This is a genomic window from Corynebacterium stationis, from assembly GCF_001941345.1.
GTDB lineage: Bacteria > Actinomycetota > Actinomycetes > Mycobacteriales > Mycobacteriaceae > Corynebacterium > Corynebacterium stationis.
The window spans coordinates 2,385,328-2,400,159 of the sequence record NZ_CP009251.1 but is presented as its reverse complement, the minus strand read 5'-3'; the positions used below and the strand labels follow the sequence as shown (position 1 = coordinate 2,400,159).

Here is a 14,832-nt window from a genome sequence, read left to right as displayed (position 1 = left end):
CTTACGCTTCGAGGGATTCGAGATTGGATACGACTTCTTCAAAGTATTCAAAGAAGTTTTGGTTATCCGGGGGAGTCTCACCGATCTCGATAATCTGAATGCCTTCATCTTCCGCGGTGGTGCGAATCCGTGAGGTCATATCGGTTTGGGTCTGCGGGTTGTAGATCAACACATCCACGTCGCCGGCTTTAAGCTCATCGATAAAGGCTGCCAAGTCTGCGGCTGCTGGTTCACCGTGGCTGAGCGTTGCATGGCGGTAGCCTTCTGGCGTTGCATCAGTCATCTCGGTGTGTGCCAGCATGTAGTCCGCAATCGGCTCGGTCTGTGTATAAGTAACATCAGGCAGTGCGTGCAGGCGTGAATCCAAGTCAGAGATCTTGTTTACTACTTCTTCATCGCTTGCCTGCGCATCTGGGTTGACCTCGTTGATGTGCTCAGCAATCTCGTGCGCTACTTCCATCACCGCGGTTGGGTCGTACCAGATGTGCTCATTGCCATCGATGGACGAGACCTCATGCGAGTGGCCCTCCTCGCCATGGTTATGCTCATGGTCGTGATCATGGGCTTCTTCCGCTTCCGCAGATTCTTCTCCGTGGTCGTGGTCGTGACCTTCTTCGCCTTCCTCACCGTGGTCGTGACTGTGCGCGGTCAGCGGCAGGGCGTGGATGATCTTGTCTTGGTCTTCGATGGTGTCGTAGAGCCAGGCGTCATATCCGCCGCCGCCCACAACAATCACGTCGGCTTCAGCCGCGCGTGCCAGGTCCGCAGCGGTCGGTTCAAAGTGGTGCGGGTCCATGTTGTTGCCTTCAACAATGGAGGTGACTTCTACATCCGCGCCTTCCGCTGAGTCGGCAACCGACTGTGCAATATCGCCCCAAATAGATGCCGAAGTGACAATGTTCAGGGTGTCAGAGCCGTTGCTGCCTTCTGATCCGTTGTCAGATGCTTCATCAGAAGATGCCGTTGAGCAAGCCGATGCAAAGGCGAGCGCGCCGATGCTTAGTGCAGCTAAAGCTACACGTCGGCCGCGGTGAGTGCGGGAAGCTTTATGAGAAGTCTGTAAATGCATAATTTCTATAATTGCCTTATTGAAAACAATTGTCAACTGAAAATGAAATGAAAATGGCTTAAGGGTTAAACCTATATTTCAAACGCAGTGCTAAGGCCATTCATTCCACGGCTGCATAATCATGAAGTAAAACTACGTGGGAGCGGTAAGGTGTAGGGCATGGTTAAACGCAGTCCGGTTCGTAAAACTCTTGCTTCCCTCGCGGCAGAATTAGGGGTCTCGCGAACGACTGTTTCTAATGCTTATAACCGTCCCGATCAGCTCTCTCCTGAGCTGCGCGAGCGCATCTTGACGGCTGCTCGCGCGCATGGCTATTCGGGGCCGGACCCGATGGCCAGGAGTCTACGTACGCGTCGTGTGGGCTCCATTGGTGTAGTGCTGACGGAGGATTTGTCCTATGCCTTCGAAGATGCTGCTTCGGTGGATTTTTTAGCAGGTATGGCGCAAGGGCTAGCGGGTAAAAATAGCACGTTGACGTTGATTCCGGCAGGCCCAGATACTGCTGAAGGGACCGGCGCGGAGGAACTTTTGGGCCGCGCGGTTGTGGATGGTTTTGTGGTCTATTCCGTCGGCGGCGATGACCCGTATCTAGCCGCCGCTAGAAACCGCGGCCTGCCGGTGGTGGTCTGTGACCAGCCACGCGATACCGGGCAGCCTTTTGTTGGCATTGATGATTTCACAGCGATTGCTCCGGCGGCGCAAGCGCTCGTCGATGCCGGCCATACCAAAGTCGGCATCCTATCCATTCGTCTGCGCCATGAACGCTTGGACGGCGCGGTGGACCGAGGGAACCTCGCCGCAGCAGAGTTTGATACTCAGCGCCTGCGCGTGCAGGGAGCGTTAAAAGTCTTCGCCGATGCCGGTATCGATGCGGATAAGATTCCCGTGGTCACTCGCCACATCAACACCCGCGACACGGCGCGGGAAGCGGCAGAGGAACTGCTGAGCAATAACCCGGAATTAACCGCAGTGCTGTGCACAACAGACTCCATGGCGCTGGGTGTCTTGGACTTCGCGGAGCGCCAAGGAATTCCCATTCCTGGGGATCTTTCGGTGACCGGCTTCGACGGTATCGAATCCGCTCGCCTGCGTGGATTGACCACAGTGATTCAACCCAACTTCAATAAAGGCGCCGAAGCGGGCCGGATGCTCGCCGAGCTTATCGATGCCTCCGTCGCCAACCTTGCCTATCCCACTAGCGAAGACGGAAAGCCACTGCGCGTGCTGTTGAAGACCCAACTCGCGCCGGGCAAGACGATTGCCCGCCCACGCCACTAGCGTGCGAGCTAGTTAGTCGGCGAGAAATTCTTGTCGGGCTTTCAGTAGAGCCTGCAAAAAAGTAGCTACTTCGTCGATATCGGCAACGCGGAGGTGTGCTGCGGTGTCGCCGTGGCCGACTTTGACGCCCAAGTCAGTGGGCTGATTCAGTACAGCGAAGCCGTCCTCGTCGGTGACGTCATCGCCAAGAAATACCACGGCAGTGGCATCGACAGTCGTGCGGTGCGATTCAATCCACGTGCCCTTGTTGGCCGTGGTGGCGGAGAACTCCACTAAGTTCTTGCCGGTGGAAACGAAGTAGTCGCCGGGGTCTACTTCTAGCCCGCGTGCGAGCGCTTCCTCGGCGGCTTGCGGGTCGCGCTCAGACAAAGCCTTGACGTGCAGTCCACGGTGGAAGGGCTTTTGCTCCACAAAAGCTTCCTCGTAGTCCGCAGCAATGGCGTTGAGCTCGTCATCCACGCGGTCCAAAAAAGCCTTCATGTCTTCGGTCAGTGCGCTATCTTCACCTTCGGTCTCAGCACCGTGCGAACCGGCCAGCATCACTGGTGCGCGCAGCGGAAAGACTCGCTTGAGACCTTCAAGGTGGCGCCCTGATAACGCAGCAGCGAAGGTATCAGGAAGCTTCGCAAAGGCGGAAAGCGCTGCGATGGAGTACTGATTGACAGGGACACCGTAGATATCCGTCGAGTGCTCGGCAAGAGTGCCATCAAAATCGGAGACCACAAATAGCCGCGGCGTGGACGCTAGCTTATCGATGATTTCTTCCACCCGGGCCGAATCACGAAAATCACAAGGAAAGTCAGACATGGGTACAAGATTACCCACGCTAACTTTGTCTGGTGAGTATCTACAGCCCGATATAGCGAATCGCCGGGGAATCGACGCGTCCGTCCTGCAGCGTCAAAATCAGCTGGTTGTTTTTATCAACGGTGATATCGAATTCGTTGCCCTGAGCGTAGAGACGCGAAAGATTATTGTGCGTCCACAGCATCTCACCTGTGCATTCCATGCTGCCAGTCTCACCTTCGGTATCGAAGACGATGGAATCAATGCGCACGGCATCGGCCTTGCGCAGCTCAGTCGGGTCTGGGTTCGCGGAGTCGGAAGCATCGTTGAAGTAGGTGACCTCGGCGGAGAATTGTTCACAGCCGGTGGAGCCAAGCATGGATGTTTCCCCGAAGACCACGCGCGGAACGGATAGTGTGTTTTCTGAAATCGCGCCGTTGGTCTCAGGTGAGGTGTACACACCGATGGCTTGCCAGGTCTTGCCGCCGACGCGGTCATCGCCAAGCGGCTGCGGGGGAGCGCCATCTGGGGTGCTGCACCCAGCTACGATCAGCGCGGTGGCCGCGAGGCATCCAGCAAAAGATTTCTTCATGGTCCTACTTAAACTTATACCGAGTGCTTTTGTTCGAGTGCTCCCAGGGCTCCCAAAAAGGCATTCGCCCACAGGTCAACATCATGTTCCATGACTTGGTTATACATCGCGGACATGCGCTCTTTCATAGCTTCAGGGTTATTCTTCAAACCCCAAGTAGCCTGCAGCATGGCCTTTTTGATGTCCTCGATATCAAAAGGGTTGCACAAATGCGCCTGGGTTAATTCATCAGCTGCGCCGGCAAATTCGGACAGGACTAATGCACCGGAGGAATCTGCACGCGTGGCGACGAATTCCTTTGCCACCAAGTTCATGCCATCCCGAAACGGCGTCACCAGCATGACATCAGCTAGACGGTAATAGCGCATTAGCACATCTTTGGTCACCGAACGGTGCTGGTAGTGCACCACTGGCCGACCAATCTGCGAAAAGCGGCCATTGATGCGGCCCACCGCTTCTTCCACATTGGAACGGGTGGTGCGATAGCTATCGATGCGCTCACGCGAGGGCGTCGCCAGCTGCACTAACGCTACTTCTTTTGGATCCAAAGCACCTGAATCCAGCAACTCTTCAAAAGCCAGAAGTCGCTGCAAGATGCCCTTGGTGTAATCCAAACGGTCTACACCTAAAAACACCGTGGAAGGTGAGCCCATATTGTGATGCATCTGCTCGAGCTCACCATGGGATTCATGGTGGGTATCTGCTGCTAGAGTCGCAGCGATCGCGGAAGTATCGATAGAGATTGGAAATACCCCAACGCCTAAAGAATGACCATTCGGCAAGGTAATGGTGATTCCAGCTTCGCGCACTTTAATCTCGCCGCTGACTTCTATGTCGTAGCCGCGGCACAATTCAACAAAGTTGCGCACGTTGGATTCCAGATGAAAGCCGATGAGGTCGGCATCGAGAAGCCCGCGCAACATCTCATTGCGCCACGGAAGCTGCCGGTAGATTTCAGGCGGTGGGAAGGGGATATGCAGGAAGAACCCGATTGTGAGATCAGGCCGCAGCTGACGCAGGATTCCCGGGACAAGTTGCAGTTGGTAATCCTGCACCCACACGGTCGCACCAGGTGCTGCGACCGTTGCAACTTCGGTGGCAAAACGCAAGTTGACGTCGCGATAAGCGTCCCACCAGGAGCGGTTGAACTCCGGGGTAACAATCAGATTGTGGTATAGGGGCCACAAGGTGGCGTTGGAGAAACCTTCGTAGAATTCCTCAAAGTCATGCTGAGTCAGCTCAACTGGATGCAGGAGCACTCCACGTTCCGTGCGGAAAGGCTCGGGGGCTTCATCGGTAACCCCGGGCCAGCCCACCCAGCAGCCCTGGTGCTTTTCCAAGACGGGAGATACCGCAGAAACGAGACCGCCCGGTGATTCTTGCCATGACTTTGTGCCGTCGGATTCAATAATCATGTCGACGGGGAGTCGGTTGGCAACAACAACAAAGCTGTTGTCTCCGGTGCCTGTGGCTACATTGCTATCCACATTGCCGTCCGCACTGTCGGGGGCTGTCTCGCTCATGCGCTCAAAGGCTCCTCAAGATGGTATCTGCTGGAATTTATGAAACTAGCTTGAAGTCTTCTTCGCAGTAGTTTTCTTCGTGCTCTTTTTAGCTGCAGTCTTTTTGGTCGCTTTTTTCGTAGTCTTCTTAGTAGCCTTTTTTGCAGCGGTCTTCTTGGTAGCTTTTTTCGTTGCCTTCTTGCGGGTGGTCTTAGGCTCGGATTCTACCTGCTCAGCGAGTACCTTCTTGTGAACCAAACCTTCTGGCTCAACGCCCAGCATGGACATCAAAGTAACGCCGTCCAAGAAATCTTGAGCATAGGTTGCGACGACGCGGCGAGCTGAGCGCGCGGTCTCTTCCTCCACAGCATGCATCTGCTCCGCTGCTGGCTGTGTGTCAGTGACCTTTGGTGGCACGTGTTCCTCCTAAATGCGTTCCCTGGGCTCATCCAAGGAAAGATGATAATCAACCGTGAGTAGGGTACAGACCGAATATTCTACCGCATTTCCTCGTCTGAAGTCGCCTCGCCCTGCTCTTCCTCGGCGGCCTTAGCTTCATCGGCAGCTGCGTGCTGCGCGATGAACTCTTCGGTACCAGGTGAGGTGTACACCGTTGGTGCTTCTTCATCCGGCCAGCTTTGTGCAGGGAAGGTCGTGCGTGGCGGCCAAGTTTCATCGAATACTCGGTCATTGGTTTGCACTTCCCACTGCGAAGTCGGTGAGGCATCTGCATAAACCGCGCTGGTGTCCTCAGGAGCTGTGGCTGGACCTTGAATCGGTGGAAGCTCCGGGCGGTTAGCGCGCGGCGCCAACGGTGCGAGCGGCACGCGGGGAATCTTCTGTGCCTTCGCAGCCAAATCCTTAGCTTGGTTTACCGAGTACCGGCCGATGCGCTTGAAAGCTGTGTACGGACGGAAGTGTTTCGGCCTGCGCAGGCGACGTGCACCGCGTTCACCTAGGAGCACGCCGGCAGCTAGGGCACCGGCGATTGCTAGGGCCGTGACGAGGTTGGCCATGCCCGTGATGAATTGTTCATTCAATGAGGCGTACATGCCTCGGTACAACGTCAAGCCAGGAAGCATCGGCGTGTAGCCCACGACCATGGTGATCAGCGGTGGAATGTGGAAACGGCGAGCCAAAAGGCCACCGGCAAGTCCCACCACGATGGCGGAGATGCCGGAGGCCACCACGACACCGGCGCCAAAAGGAATCACGACGAAGTAGTAAAAGAGCATGCCGGCTGCAGCTGTTGCGCCGGAAATCAGCACTTCTTTCCACGCCGCGTGGCAAGCATAGGCTAGTGCGGCGGAGCCGATTCCGCCCGCAAGGACCAAGAGCGGAACCTCGTAGTACACGGGCGCCGACATCGACGCCAACGGTGGTAGCGGGTAGCCAATCCAATCCGAAAACTGAATGCCTAAACCGACACCGCCGACAATCGCGGCGGTCGAAAGCAGGGCTTCAAAGAATCGTGCGGTGGAAGTAACCGGTGCTCTCGTGATGCCATCGATAATCGATTGTACGAGCGTGAGTCCGGCAACCAAGACGATGATGCCCATACCGATAACCTGGCTAGGTGAGAAAGCTAATCCCAGCGACGAAGCAATGTTGTATACGACCGCAGCTGGAACCACGGCCATAAAACCGCCGACGATGTTGTGATAAAAGGGTGGAATTCGCATCATTTCCATCGCGATGATGACACCGATGATGGCAAAGGCAACGAAGAAAGACATCATGGCAACAAACACATTGCCGCCCAGCATGACCGAAAAGGCTCCACCCATAGTCGCCCAACCGAGCAGCTCCGTGAAGATAGTGCGCGGCGATTTCATGGCTTCGATATCATCCAAAGCTTGTTCTGCAACCGATGGCGGAGTGAAACCCGTGTGGATGGAACGAATCAGGCGGTCAACCGCTGATAGCTTGGTGAAGTTGATCGTCCACTTGCGTGCGGAACGCACCACCGTTAGCGGCTGGCGCTTGGCACCCGTGCCGATATTAGTGTGGATGGTAACCGTATTCATGACGATATCGACGTGGCAGTAGTGCAAACCGTAGGAAGCTGCGGCAAGATACACCTGCGCGCGGGCATCGGAATTAGAGCTGCCCGAAAAGATCAAAATCTCCCCGATACGTGCGGCAATTTCCATCACGCCGGTTACCTGCGCCGGGTCTGTCAGATCAACTGGTGCCAGCGGTGAGGGCGGTGGTGCCGCCATCGCTGTATCGACCGTGGCGACGTGATCAGTGTTGCGGAATCCCTCGGGAAACTCGCCAGTCAAAATGCCGTGCACAGTGGAGTCTTCATTCATCACATTTGAGCCGGCCGAAGAATCTTCGGTGGAGTTTTCTGGGGTGGCTTTCTTGGACAGGCGTGCCTTTAAAGACTTAAATACAGACAACGAACTTCCTCTACACCAGTGTTAATGAATGACATGAAACTTTTTCGAAATTTACACTGCGCACAGTTGTATTACACGATTTCTTTACTGCACTTTAATCCCGGAATGTACTTCGTGCATATTACCGAGTCAACGCATGTTTTTCCGCTGCATATTCACCTATTTGGAAGTTTATCCAGACGGTGTTGTAATCTAGGTAGGCACTGCTGAAGTGGCGCAATTGGTAGCGCAACGCACTTGTAATGCGTAGGTTGCGAGTTCAAGTCTCGTCTTCAGCTCCGAAACCCCTGGTAGGCATAAAACCTACCGGGGGTAATTTCATCTATTTAGCCCGAGATGCTTGCGGCTGGATGACAACCTTCCACAGGCAAATGGCGAGGGCGATGCCGAGTGCGATGAGCAGAGCACCGGAAACCCAACCGGCCCAGATGGTGGGCTAGGGGAGAAAGTCCATGCCCGGGATGCTGTTAATGACAAAAGGTTCGGCGATAAGGCCAAGCGGAACAATCAAAAGCAGCCACGGGATCTTGTGGGAAAGTCCGCCGACTAGCCCGAGGATGGGGCCGGTGATGAAAGAGCCGTACATCCATAAAGCATTGCTGTTGAAGACCTGGTTGTCGAAGACGCCAATGAGAAAACCAAAGGCGTAATGAATAGCCAGCATGGCAAAGATAATGACGGTACCGGCCAGAATGCTGCGCCAAAGGCGTGGTCCTGCTATTCGCCCGCCCCCCAACACTCATCGATGCCCACAAGATTCCTGAGCCCATAACTAGACCCACGGTGTTGCACAGGAATAGCAGGACGTTGGCCTCACCTGAGAGCATTGCGATCGTCGTGATGTGCCCAAGCGCGTAGCCAAGGTCAGCACTGCCGCGACGATAGCGATGGATTTATACCGTGCCATGAGATTTTCCCCACGATAAGTCGTGATTTTCGACTATACCGCCGCGATACGGTTGAGGAGGCTGTCCACTAGACGTTTACGATTAGCTGCTGAAATCGTGCGTTGTGAGATGTGGTCGTAGACCCACAGCCCGTGAGCGATGAAGGAAATTTCAAGTATCTCTGGGTCGAGCTCGGGATCTGAAGCATCGGGCATCCAGCGGGATTCTACTGGCACCCATTGTTGCGCGAAGTCTTCATGGGTTTTGGTGTGGATGCTCAAGATCAGCTCCACCAATGGGTCATTTTTGCCCAAAGAAAGCACGACTGCGCGCAGGCGCTGCTTGGCATCGAGTTCTCCATAGGGCGCGCCAGCGATATCAACGAGCTCTTCCTCCCAGCGCTGGGCTGACCAGGCGTGGATGTCGATGAGCATCTCGTGACGGGAGGGGAAGTGATAGATCAGCCCTGATTTAGACATCCCGGTTGCTTCTGCAAGTGACTCATAGGTCAACGCGGGAATGCCATCGCATTCAATGATCTTTAGGGCTGCTCGCAGCGCTACTTCCTTCTTGCTAGTGCGCGCCACCGTTTCCTCCTGATTTCGGGTTGTCGCGGAAACACCAGAACGTGACGATGGTGAGAACTAATGCAAGCACAGCCACACATCCCACGGTGGTGCCGTAGGCAGAAGCATACGCGGTCGATGCATCCGCATGGCCAAGGCCACCGTGCAGCGCCTCCGTACCCATGTGGCGAAGATGCGTGGGCAGATTGCTCAAGTACAAGGCTGGCGTCAGCGAACCGACGAAAGCAACGGACAATAGAGTGCCAAATTCATAGGAGACTTCTTCGACACCCGCAGCCATACCGGAGCGGTGCATTGGCACTGAGCCGATAATCGCGATGGATGATACGGACATGATGGAACCCGCACCAGCACCTAAGAAGAGCAGACCGGCAATCAAAAGCGGAACTGAATCTGCGTGCGTCGACCACACCGCTAAGCCTGTGCCGATGGTAGCGAGCATGAAGCCACCGGAGATAAGCGGCAAGAAGCCCACGCGGTGCAGGTTCGCACCGCCCAATGCAGACATCGGCAAAGCAGCAATCGCTGCGGCCGCGACGATGATGCCGGCGTGGAAGGGGCTGAAATCATCGGCAAGCTGCAGCTTTTGCGCCGTAATCATTTCCAGCCCAGCCATGATAAACATGGCGCCGGAAGCGGCGATGACACCACCGAGGAAGAGGCGGTTGCGGAAAATATCGAAGGTCAGCAAAGGCTCTTCGAGGCGGTTTTGGCGACGGGTGAACAAGAATCCGCCGATGACACAGGCGATGAAAGCCGCAGCAACCAGAATCCACGAACGGTTGGGGTTGGCCAGTTCTTTAATCGCCAGCGTCAGGCCCGTGAGCGTAACCAACGCAAAGATCGAGGAAATGAGGTCCCAATGCTTGGTGGGGTTAGGCATATTCGGTGGTGCCAGCAGGGTCGTTGCCATGATAGCGATGACCACGATGGGCACGTTGATCAAAAATACGGAGCCCCACCACCAGACTTCCAGTAAGGCGCCACCGACGACGGGACCGGCCGCTGCGCCGACCACGGCAACTGCGCCCCAAATGCCAATCGCGGTGTTGCGTTCTTGTTCGTCTTTGAAGGTCAGGCGAATCAGCGCCAAGGTCGCGGGCATCATGACAGCCGCACCTAGTCCTAAGGTAGCGCGGGCACCAATCAAAAAGGCCGGAGTAGGGGAGAACGCCGCGGCTAACGATGCCACGCCGAAGACCAACAGGCCGGTGGTAAACATGCGGCGGTGGCCGATTTTATCGCCGAGTGTGCCGGTGCCCAGGAGCAGTCCGGCGAGGACCAAAGGATAGGCGTTGATGATCCACAGTTGCTGGGTTTCACCCGCGTGGATTTCCTCCGTCAGAGTTGGCAGCGCGGTGAAGAGGATGGAGTTATCCAGCCCAATCATTAGTAAGCCTAAAGAGATTGCAGCGAAAAAAGACCAGCGTTGAGCTGGTGTGGAGTTGCTATCGAATTCTTTGCGTGCGTTCCTCAGGCGTGCGTTATGTCCTATCGTCATGGTCGGTTACTGTAACGCACGTTCGGTATAGTAACAATCGGGGGAAATTAGTAGGTTGCAAAAATCACAGCCGAATAAACTGGCGAGGATTAAGGCGGTTGTGGCGAAAATTTAGCTTTGGGCGCACTATGGGGTTACACCCTGCGATTTAGTAGAGTGGCAAATCTTTTGATGAAAGAGGTTAGACATGGCACGTACTTATGCTGACCAACTGGTTGACACCCTTGAAGCACAAGGTGTTAAACGCATTTATGGTCTAGTCGGTGACTCGCTCAACCCTATTGTTGATGCCGTTCGGCGGTCATCCATCGAATGGGTTCACGTTCATAATGAAGAATCCGCGGCCTTTGCCGCCGGTGCGGAGTCTCTGCTTACCGGTGAGCTTGCCGTGTGTGCAGGATCTTGCGGCCCAGGCAATACCCACTTGATTCAGGGGCTCTATGATTCACACCGCAATGGTGCCAAGGTATTAGCCTTGGCTAGCCACATCCCATCGCGCCAAATTGGCGGACAGTTCTTCCAAGAGACTCACCCGGAGATACTGTTTAAGGAAGCCTCCGGCTATTGCGAAATGGTTAACTCGGCAGATCAGGGAGCTGTCATTACGCACAATGCTATTCAGTCCACCATGGCGGGCAATGGTGTCTCAGTTCTGGTCATCCCAGGTGATTTGGCTTCTGCTGAAGCAGAAAATGAGCAGTTTACCGAATCGGTTATTTCTGCAGGTAACCCGATTACTTTCCCGGATCCGGCTGAAGCAGCAGCACTGACCCAGGCCATCAACGAAGCAAAGAAGGTCACCTTCTTCGTTGGTGTAGGGGCGCGCTATGCCCGTAAGGAAGTCCTAGAGCTCGCGGAGAAGATTAAGGCTCCAGTCGGCCACGCGCTGGGCGGCAAGATGTACATCCAGTATGACAACCCCTTTGATGTGGGCATGTCAGGATTACTAGGTTACGGTGCCGCGCACGATGCCATGAATGAAGCAGACCTGCTGATTCTTCTGGGCACGGATTTCCCTTATGCCGACTTCCTGCCGCAAGGCGGTCCTGGCGATACCAAGGTTGCCCAGGTTGATATCAACGGTGCACACATCGGCCGGCGCACCAAGGTGTCATATCCGGTTACTGGTGATGTCGCTGCGACCATCGCGAATATCTTGCCGCATGTAGAGGAAAAGACGGACCGTTCCTTCTTGGACAAGATGCTCAAGCAGCATCACAAGAAACTCACCCAGGTCATTGACGCGTACACTTCGAACATTGAGAAGATGACGCCGCTGCACCCCGAGTTCGTCGCAGATGTCATTGATGAGGAAGCGGCACAAGATGCTGTCTTTACCGTCGACACGGGCATGTGCAACGTCTGGGGTGCGCGCTACATCACCCCGAACGGGCAACGCGAGCAAATTGGTTCTTTCCGCCACGGCAGCATGGCGAATGCTCTGCCTCATGCGATTGGCGCACAGTTCGCTGACCGTGATCGACAGGTGATTTCCTTTAACGGTGATGGCGGTCTGGCGATGTTGCTGGGTGAGCTGCTGACTGTGAAGCTGCACAACCTGCCGGTGAAGACCTTTGTCTTTAACAATTCTTCATTGGGCATGGTCAAACTCGAGATGCTGGTCGAAGGCATGCCAGAGTTTGAAACCGACCATGAGCAGCTTAACTTCGCCGATATCGCCGCTGGCATGGGCATCAAGTCCATCCGGGTGGAAAAGCCCAAGGAAGTGCGCAAGGCTGTGCGCGAAGCACTCGCTTATAACGGTCCAGTACTAGTTGAGTTCGTCACCGATCCGAATGCACTGTCTATCCCGCCAACACTGTCTATTGATCAGCTGCTGGGCTTTTCCAAGGCCGCAGCCCGCACCGTCTTCGATGGCGGCGTGGGACACATGGTGGATATGGCAGCATCTAACCTGCGCAATATCCCACGCCCGTAGATATCGCTGAAGCTCTACCTACGGACATGAAGTAGGGAGATTTACGGTTAGACCGCAGGTTGCGCCATTTCCGGTTCGTGTTTCTTAGGATCACGGACCGGAACCAGGATGAGCGCACCAACCAGCAGCACGACGGCGATCGCGAGAACACCACCGCGGTCGCCGTCGCCGATCAAAGATACGAAAATGCCGAACAGCGCTGGAGTCATCCAGCTCACCGCCCGCCCCGTGGTGGCATAAAGGCCAAACATCTGCCCCTCGTGGCCAGCGGGTGCAACACGTGCTAAGAAGCCGCGGGAGGCGGACTGCGCGGGGCCGACGAATAGACACAAGATAAGGCCGAAAATCCAGAAGGCTAGAGGGCCTTCGACAAAGTACATGGCGATGCCCGTGCCGGCGAGGATAAACAGCGAGGTCAAGATGATGATCTTGGGGCCGACGAGGTCATCGATAAGCCCGCCAATGAGTGCGCCAAGAGCGGCCGCGACATTAGCTGCAACGCCGAAGATGAGCACGTCCCCGGCGTTGAGTCCGTACACGGAAACGCCCAAGACGGCGCCGAAGGCGAAGACACCAGCAAGACCATCGCGGAAGATGGCTGAGGCAAAGAGGAAGTAGCAGGCATTACGGTCAACCTGCCAGAGCTTTTTGATATCCCGAAAGAGCTTGACGTAGGAGTCTTTGATACTCCCTGCCTTTTCACCAGATGGGGGGATTTCCGGTACGCGGAAGAATCCGGGCAGGGCGGACAGGCCAAACCACGCAGCGGCAAGCACCGCGACCAGGCGGATATTGAGCCCGCCTTCGGTGCTGATGCCGAGTAAGCCGCCATTTCCGGCAACGAACCCGAAGTAGCAAATCAGTAGCAGGAAAATGCCGCCGAAATAACCAAAAGACCAGCCCAGGCCAGAAATCTTGCCCACGTTGTCTTTAGTGGATACCTGGGCAATCTGCGCGAAGTAGTTGACCTCCGCAAATTCGATGGTGATGGTGCCAATCGCAAGCACCACTAGACCTACCCAGAAATACACCGGCGCGTCATTGCGGATGAAATACAGCGCCGCCATCAACACAAACGTGATGAAAGACCAAAACGCCAAGGACCGCCGCCGCGTTCCACGGGTATCGGAGCGCTGGCCCATAATTGGCGTCACCGCGAAAATAACCAGCCCAGCCACGGTCATAGCCACTGAGAGCCACTGCGCCGGAGTGCGCGAAGAATCAACCTGCGCACCAACGGAATCAGTCAGATATACCGCGAAGATAAACGTCACCAGCACGGCGTTAAACGCAGCGGATCCCCAATCCCACATGGCCCAGGAAAAGACCGTGAGTTTGTCTGTGCGCTTGGCCGAATCAGGCATGTTCTCCAATGCAGGGCTAGTCATAGCCCCTAATCCTAGGCTGCACAGCTCGATTGCGCTTTGCAATCGGGCTTAGGATGGGGCTTGAACTTAACGCTGCGTCAAGTAGGAAGATAACTCTTGTGACCGAATACGACCAGGCTGAATACACCATTGGTGAGGCAGCGGAGATACTCCAGGTATCCACGCGCACCCTGCGCCATTGGGATGACATTGAGTTGCTCACTCCCAGTTGGCGCACGTGGGGTGATCATCGTTTGTACTCCGAAGAAGATATGGAGCGCGGCATGAATATCCTCATCTACCGCGGGGCAGGCGTGGCGTTGAAAGATATCGCAGAGCTTATCGATGCCACCTCATCTTCCCGCACCGCCATCTTGCGCAACCAGCGCAAGTTGCTCCTGGACAAAGTTAGTCACATGCAAGAACTCATTGCGGCAGTTGACACCCTGTTGACTGCGGAAACCTTAAAGGAAGGAAAGACCATGAGTACTGAAGAAAAGATTGCGTTGTTCGGAGAGAACTGGCCGGTGTATGACGAAGAGGCCCGGCAGCGCTGGGGTGATACGGAAGACTATGCCGCAAACCAAAAGATGGTGGCGCAGATGAGCAAAGAAGACATCCGTGCAGCCAAGCAGGTGGCTAAGGAGTTCAAGCAGATGCTTATCGATGCCCACTCCCACGCAATCGCGCCGGGCTCCAAGGAGGCGGAGGAGGTCGTGGATAAGCATATGGCGACTATCAGCCCCTATATGCCGCTGAGCCGTTCGAAGCAGGTGTTGCTGGCGCGCATGTACGTTGCTGACGAGCGCTTTGCCGAGGTCTATGGCGATCACCGCCAGTATCTTTTGGAGCTTATCGAAGCTCAAGCGCAGGCTGAAGGTATTGACCTTGGCAATGTTGCTTGGGAGTAAGTCTCACA

Annotated in this window: 13 protein-coding genes and 1 tRNA gene; 4 read left to right on the top strand and 10 right to left on the bottom strand. The window is 55.4% G+C overall.

What is annotated here, in order from left to right; translation table 11 throughout:
* Position 1: 1 nt before the first annotated feature.
* Positions 2 to 1,069, bottom strand: coding sequence for a metal ABC transporter solute-binding protein, Zn/Mn family (locus tag CSTAT_RS11195; protein ID WP_075723527.1), 1,068 nt, complete (start codon positions 1,067 to 1,069; stop codon positions 2 to 4).
* Between the two features lie 159 nt (positions 1,070 to 1,228).
* On the opposite strand from CSTAT_RS11195, the gene CSTAT_RS11190 reads away from it, so the two are divergent.
* Positions 1,229 to 2,347 (top strand): LacI family DNA-binding transcriptional regulator, encoded by a 1,119-nt coding sequence (locus CSTAT_RS11190; protein WP_075723526.1) that lies wholly within the window; start codon positions 1,229 to 1,231, stop codon positions 2,345 to 2,347.
* Between the two features lie 12 nt (positions 2,348 to 2,359).
* Here CSTAT_RS11190 and otsB read toward each other — a convergent pair whose 3' ends face one another.
* From otsB to thrE, 5 genes are all read right to left on the bottom strand, one after another.
* Positions 2,360 to 3,154 (bottom strand): trehalose-phosphatase, encoded by a 795-nt coding sequence (gene otsB / locus CSTAT_RS11185; protein WP_075723525.1) that lies wholly within the window; start codon positions 3,152 to 3,154, stop codon positions 2,360 to 2,362.
* 40 nt (positions 3,155 to 3,194) lie between these two features.
* Positions 3,195 to 3,725, bottom strand: coding sequence for a hypothetical protein (locus CSTAT_RS11180; protein WP_066796328.1), 531 nt, complete (start codon positions 3,723 to 3,725; stop codon positions 3,195 to 3,197).
* A gap of 14 nt (positions 3,726 to 3,739) precedes the next feature.
* Positions 3,740 to 5,248 carry an alpha,alpha-trehalose-phosphate synthase (UDP-forming) gene (locus CSTAT_RS11175; protein ID WP_075723524.1) on the bottom strand — a complete coding sequence of 503 codons (1,509 nt, stop codon included), beginning with the start codon at positions 5,246 to 5,248 and terminating at the stop codon, positions 3,740 to 3,742.
* Between the two features lie 45 nt (positions 5,249 to 5,293).
* Positions 5,294 to 5,644, bottom strand: a complete 351-nt coding sequence (locus CSTAT_RS11170; protein WP_066796322.1) for a hypothetical protein — start codon at positions 5,642 to 5,644, stop codon at positions 5,294 to 5,296.
* A gap of 80 nt (positions 5,645 to 5,724) precedes the next feature.
* Positions 5,725 to 7,542, bottom strand: coding sequence for a threonine/serine exporter ThrE (gene thrE, locus CSTAT_RS11165; protein ID WP_419186567.1), 1,818 nt, complete (start codon positions 7,540 to 7,542; stop codon positions 5,725 to 5,727).
* 295 nt (positions 7,543 to 7,837) lie between these two features.
* Between thrE and CSTAT_RS11160 the strand changes: the two genes are divergently transcribed.
* Positions 7,838 to 7,910, top strand: a tRNA-Thr gene (locus CSTAT_RS11160).
* Between the two features lie 158 nt (positions 7,911 to 8,068).
* On the opposite strand, the gene CSTAT_RS11155 is transcribed toward CSTAT_RS11160, so the two are convergent.
* The 3 genes from CSTAT_RS11155 to CSTAT_RS11145 form a co-directional block, all read right to left on the bottom strand.
* A complete protein-coding gene (locus CSTAT_RS11155; RefSeq protein WP_156845124.1) occupies positions 8,069 to 8,296 on the bottom strand; it encodes a hypothetical protein in 228 nt (75 codons plus the stop codon).
* Positions 8,297 to 8,572: 276 nt separating this feature from the next.
* Positions 8,573 to 9,106 (bottom strand): TetR/AcrR family transcriptional regulator, encoded by a 534-nt coding sequence (locus tag CSTAT_RS11150; RefSeq protein WP_066796307.1) that lies wholly within the window; start codon positions 9,104 to 9,106, stop codon positions 8,573 to 8,575.
* Positions 9,093 to 10,607, bottom strand: coding sequence for an MFS transporter (locus CSTAT_RS11145; RefSeq protein WP_075723522.1), 1,515 nt, complete (start codon positions 10,605 to 10,607; stop codon positions 9,093 to 9,095). Before CSTAT_RS11145 ends, CSTAT_RS11150 begins: the two co-directional genes overlap by 14 nt.
* Before the next feature lie 187 nt (positions 10,608 to 10,794).
* Between CSTAT_RS11145 and CSTAT_RS11140 the strand changes: the two genes are divergently transcribed.
* A complete protein-coding gene (locus CSTAT_RS11140) occupies positions 10,795 to 12,546 on the top strand; it encodes a pyruvate dehydrogenase (RefSeq protein WP_075723521.1) in 1,752 nt (583 codons plus the stop codon).
* Between the two features lie 47 nt (positions 12,547 to 12,593).
* On the opposite strand, the gene CSTAT_RS11135 is transcribed toward CSTAT_RS11140, so the two are convergent.
* On the bottom strand, positions 12,594 to 13,934 hold the full coding sequence (locus CSTAT_RS11135) for an MFS transporter (protein ID WP_083640848.1): 1,341 nt from the start codon (positions 13,932 to 13,934) through the stop codon (positions 12,594 to 12,596).
* 98 nt (positions 13,935 to 14,032) lie between these two features.
* Here CSTAT_RS11135 and CSTAT_RS11130 point away from each other — a divergent pair, with 98 nt between their 5' ends.
* Entirely contained in the window at positions 14,033 to 14,824 is a 792-nt protein-coding gene (locus CSTAT_RS11130; RefSeq protein ID WP_075723520.1) for a MerR family transcriptional regulator, read from the top strand.
* The last annotated feature ends 8 nt before the right edge of the window (positions 14,825 to 14,832 follow it).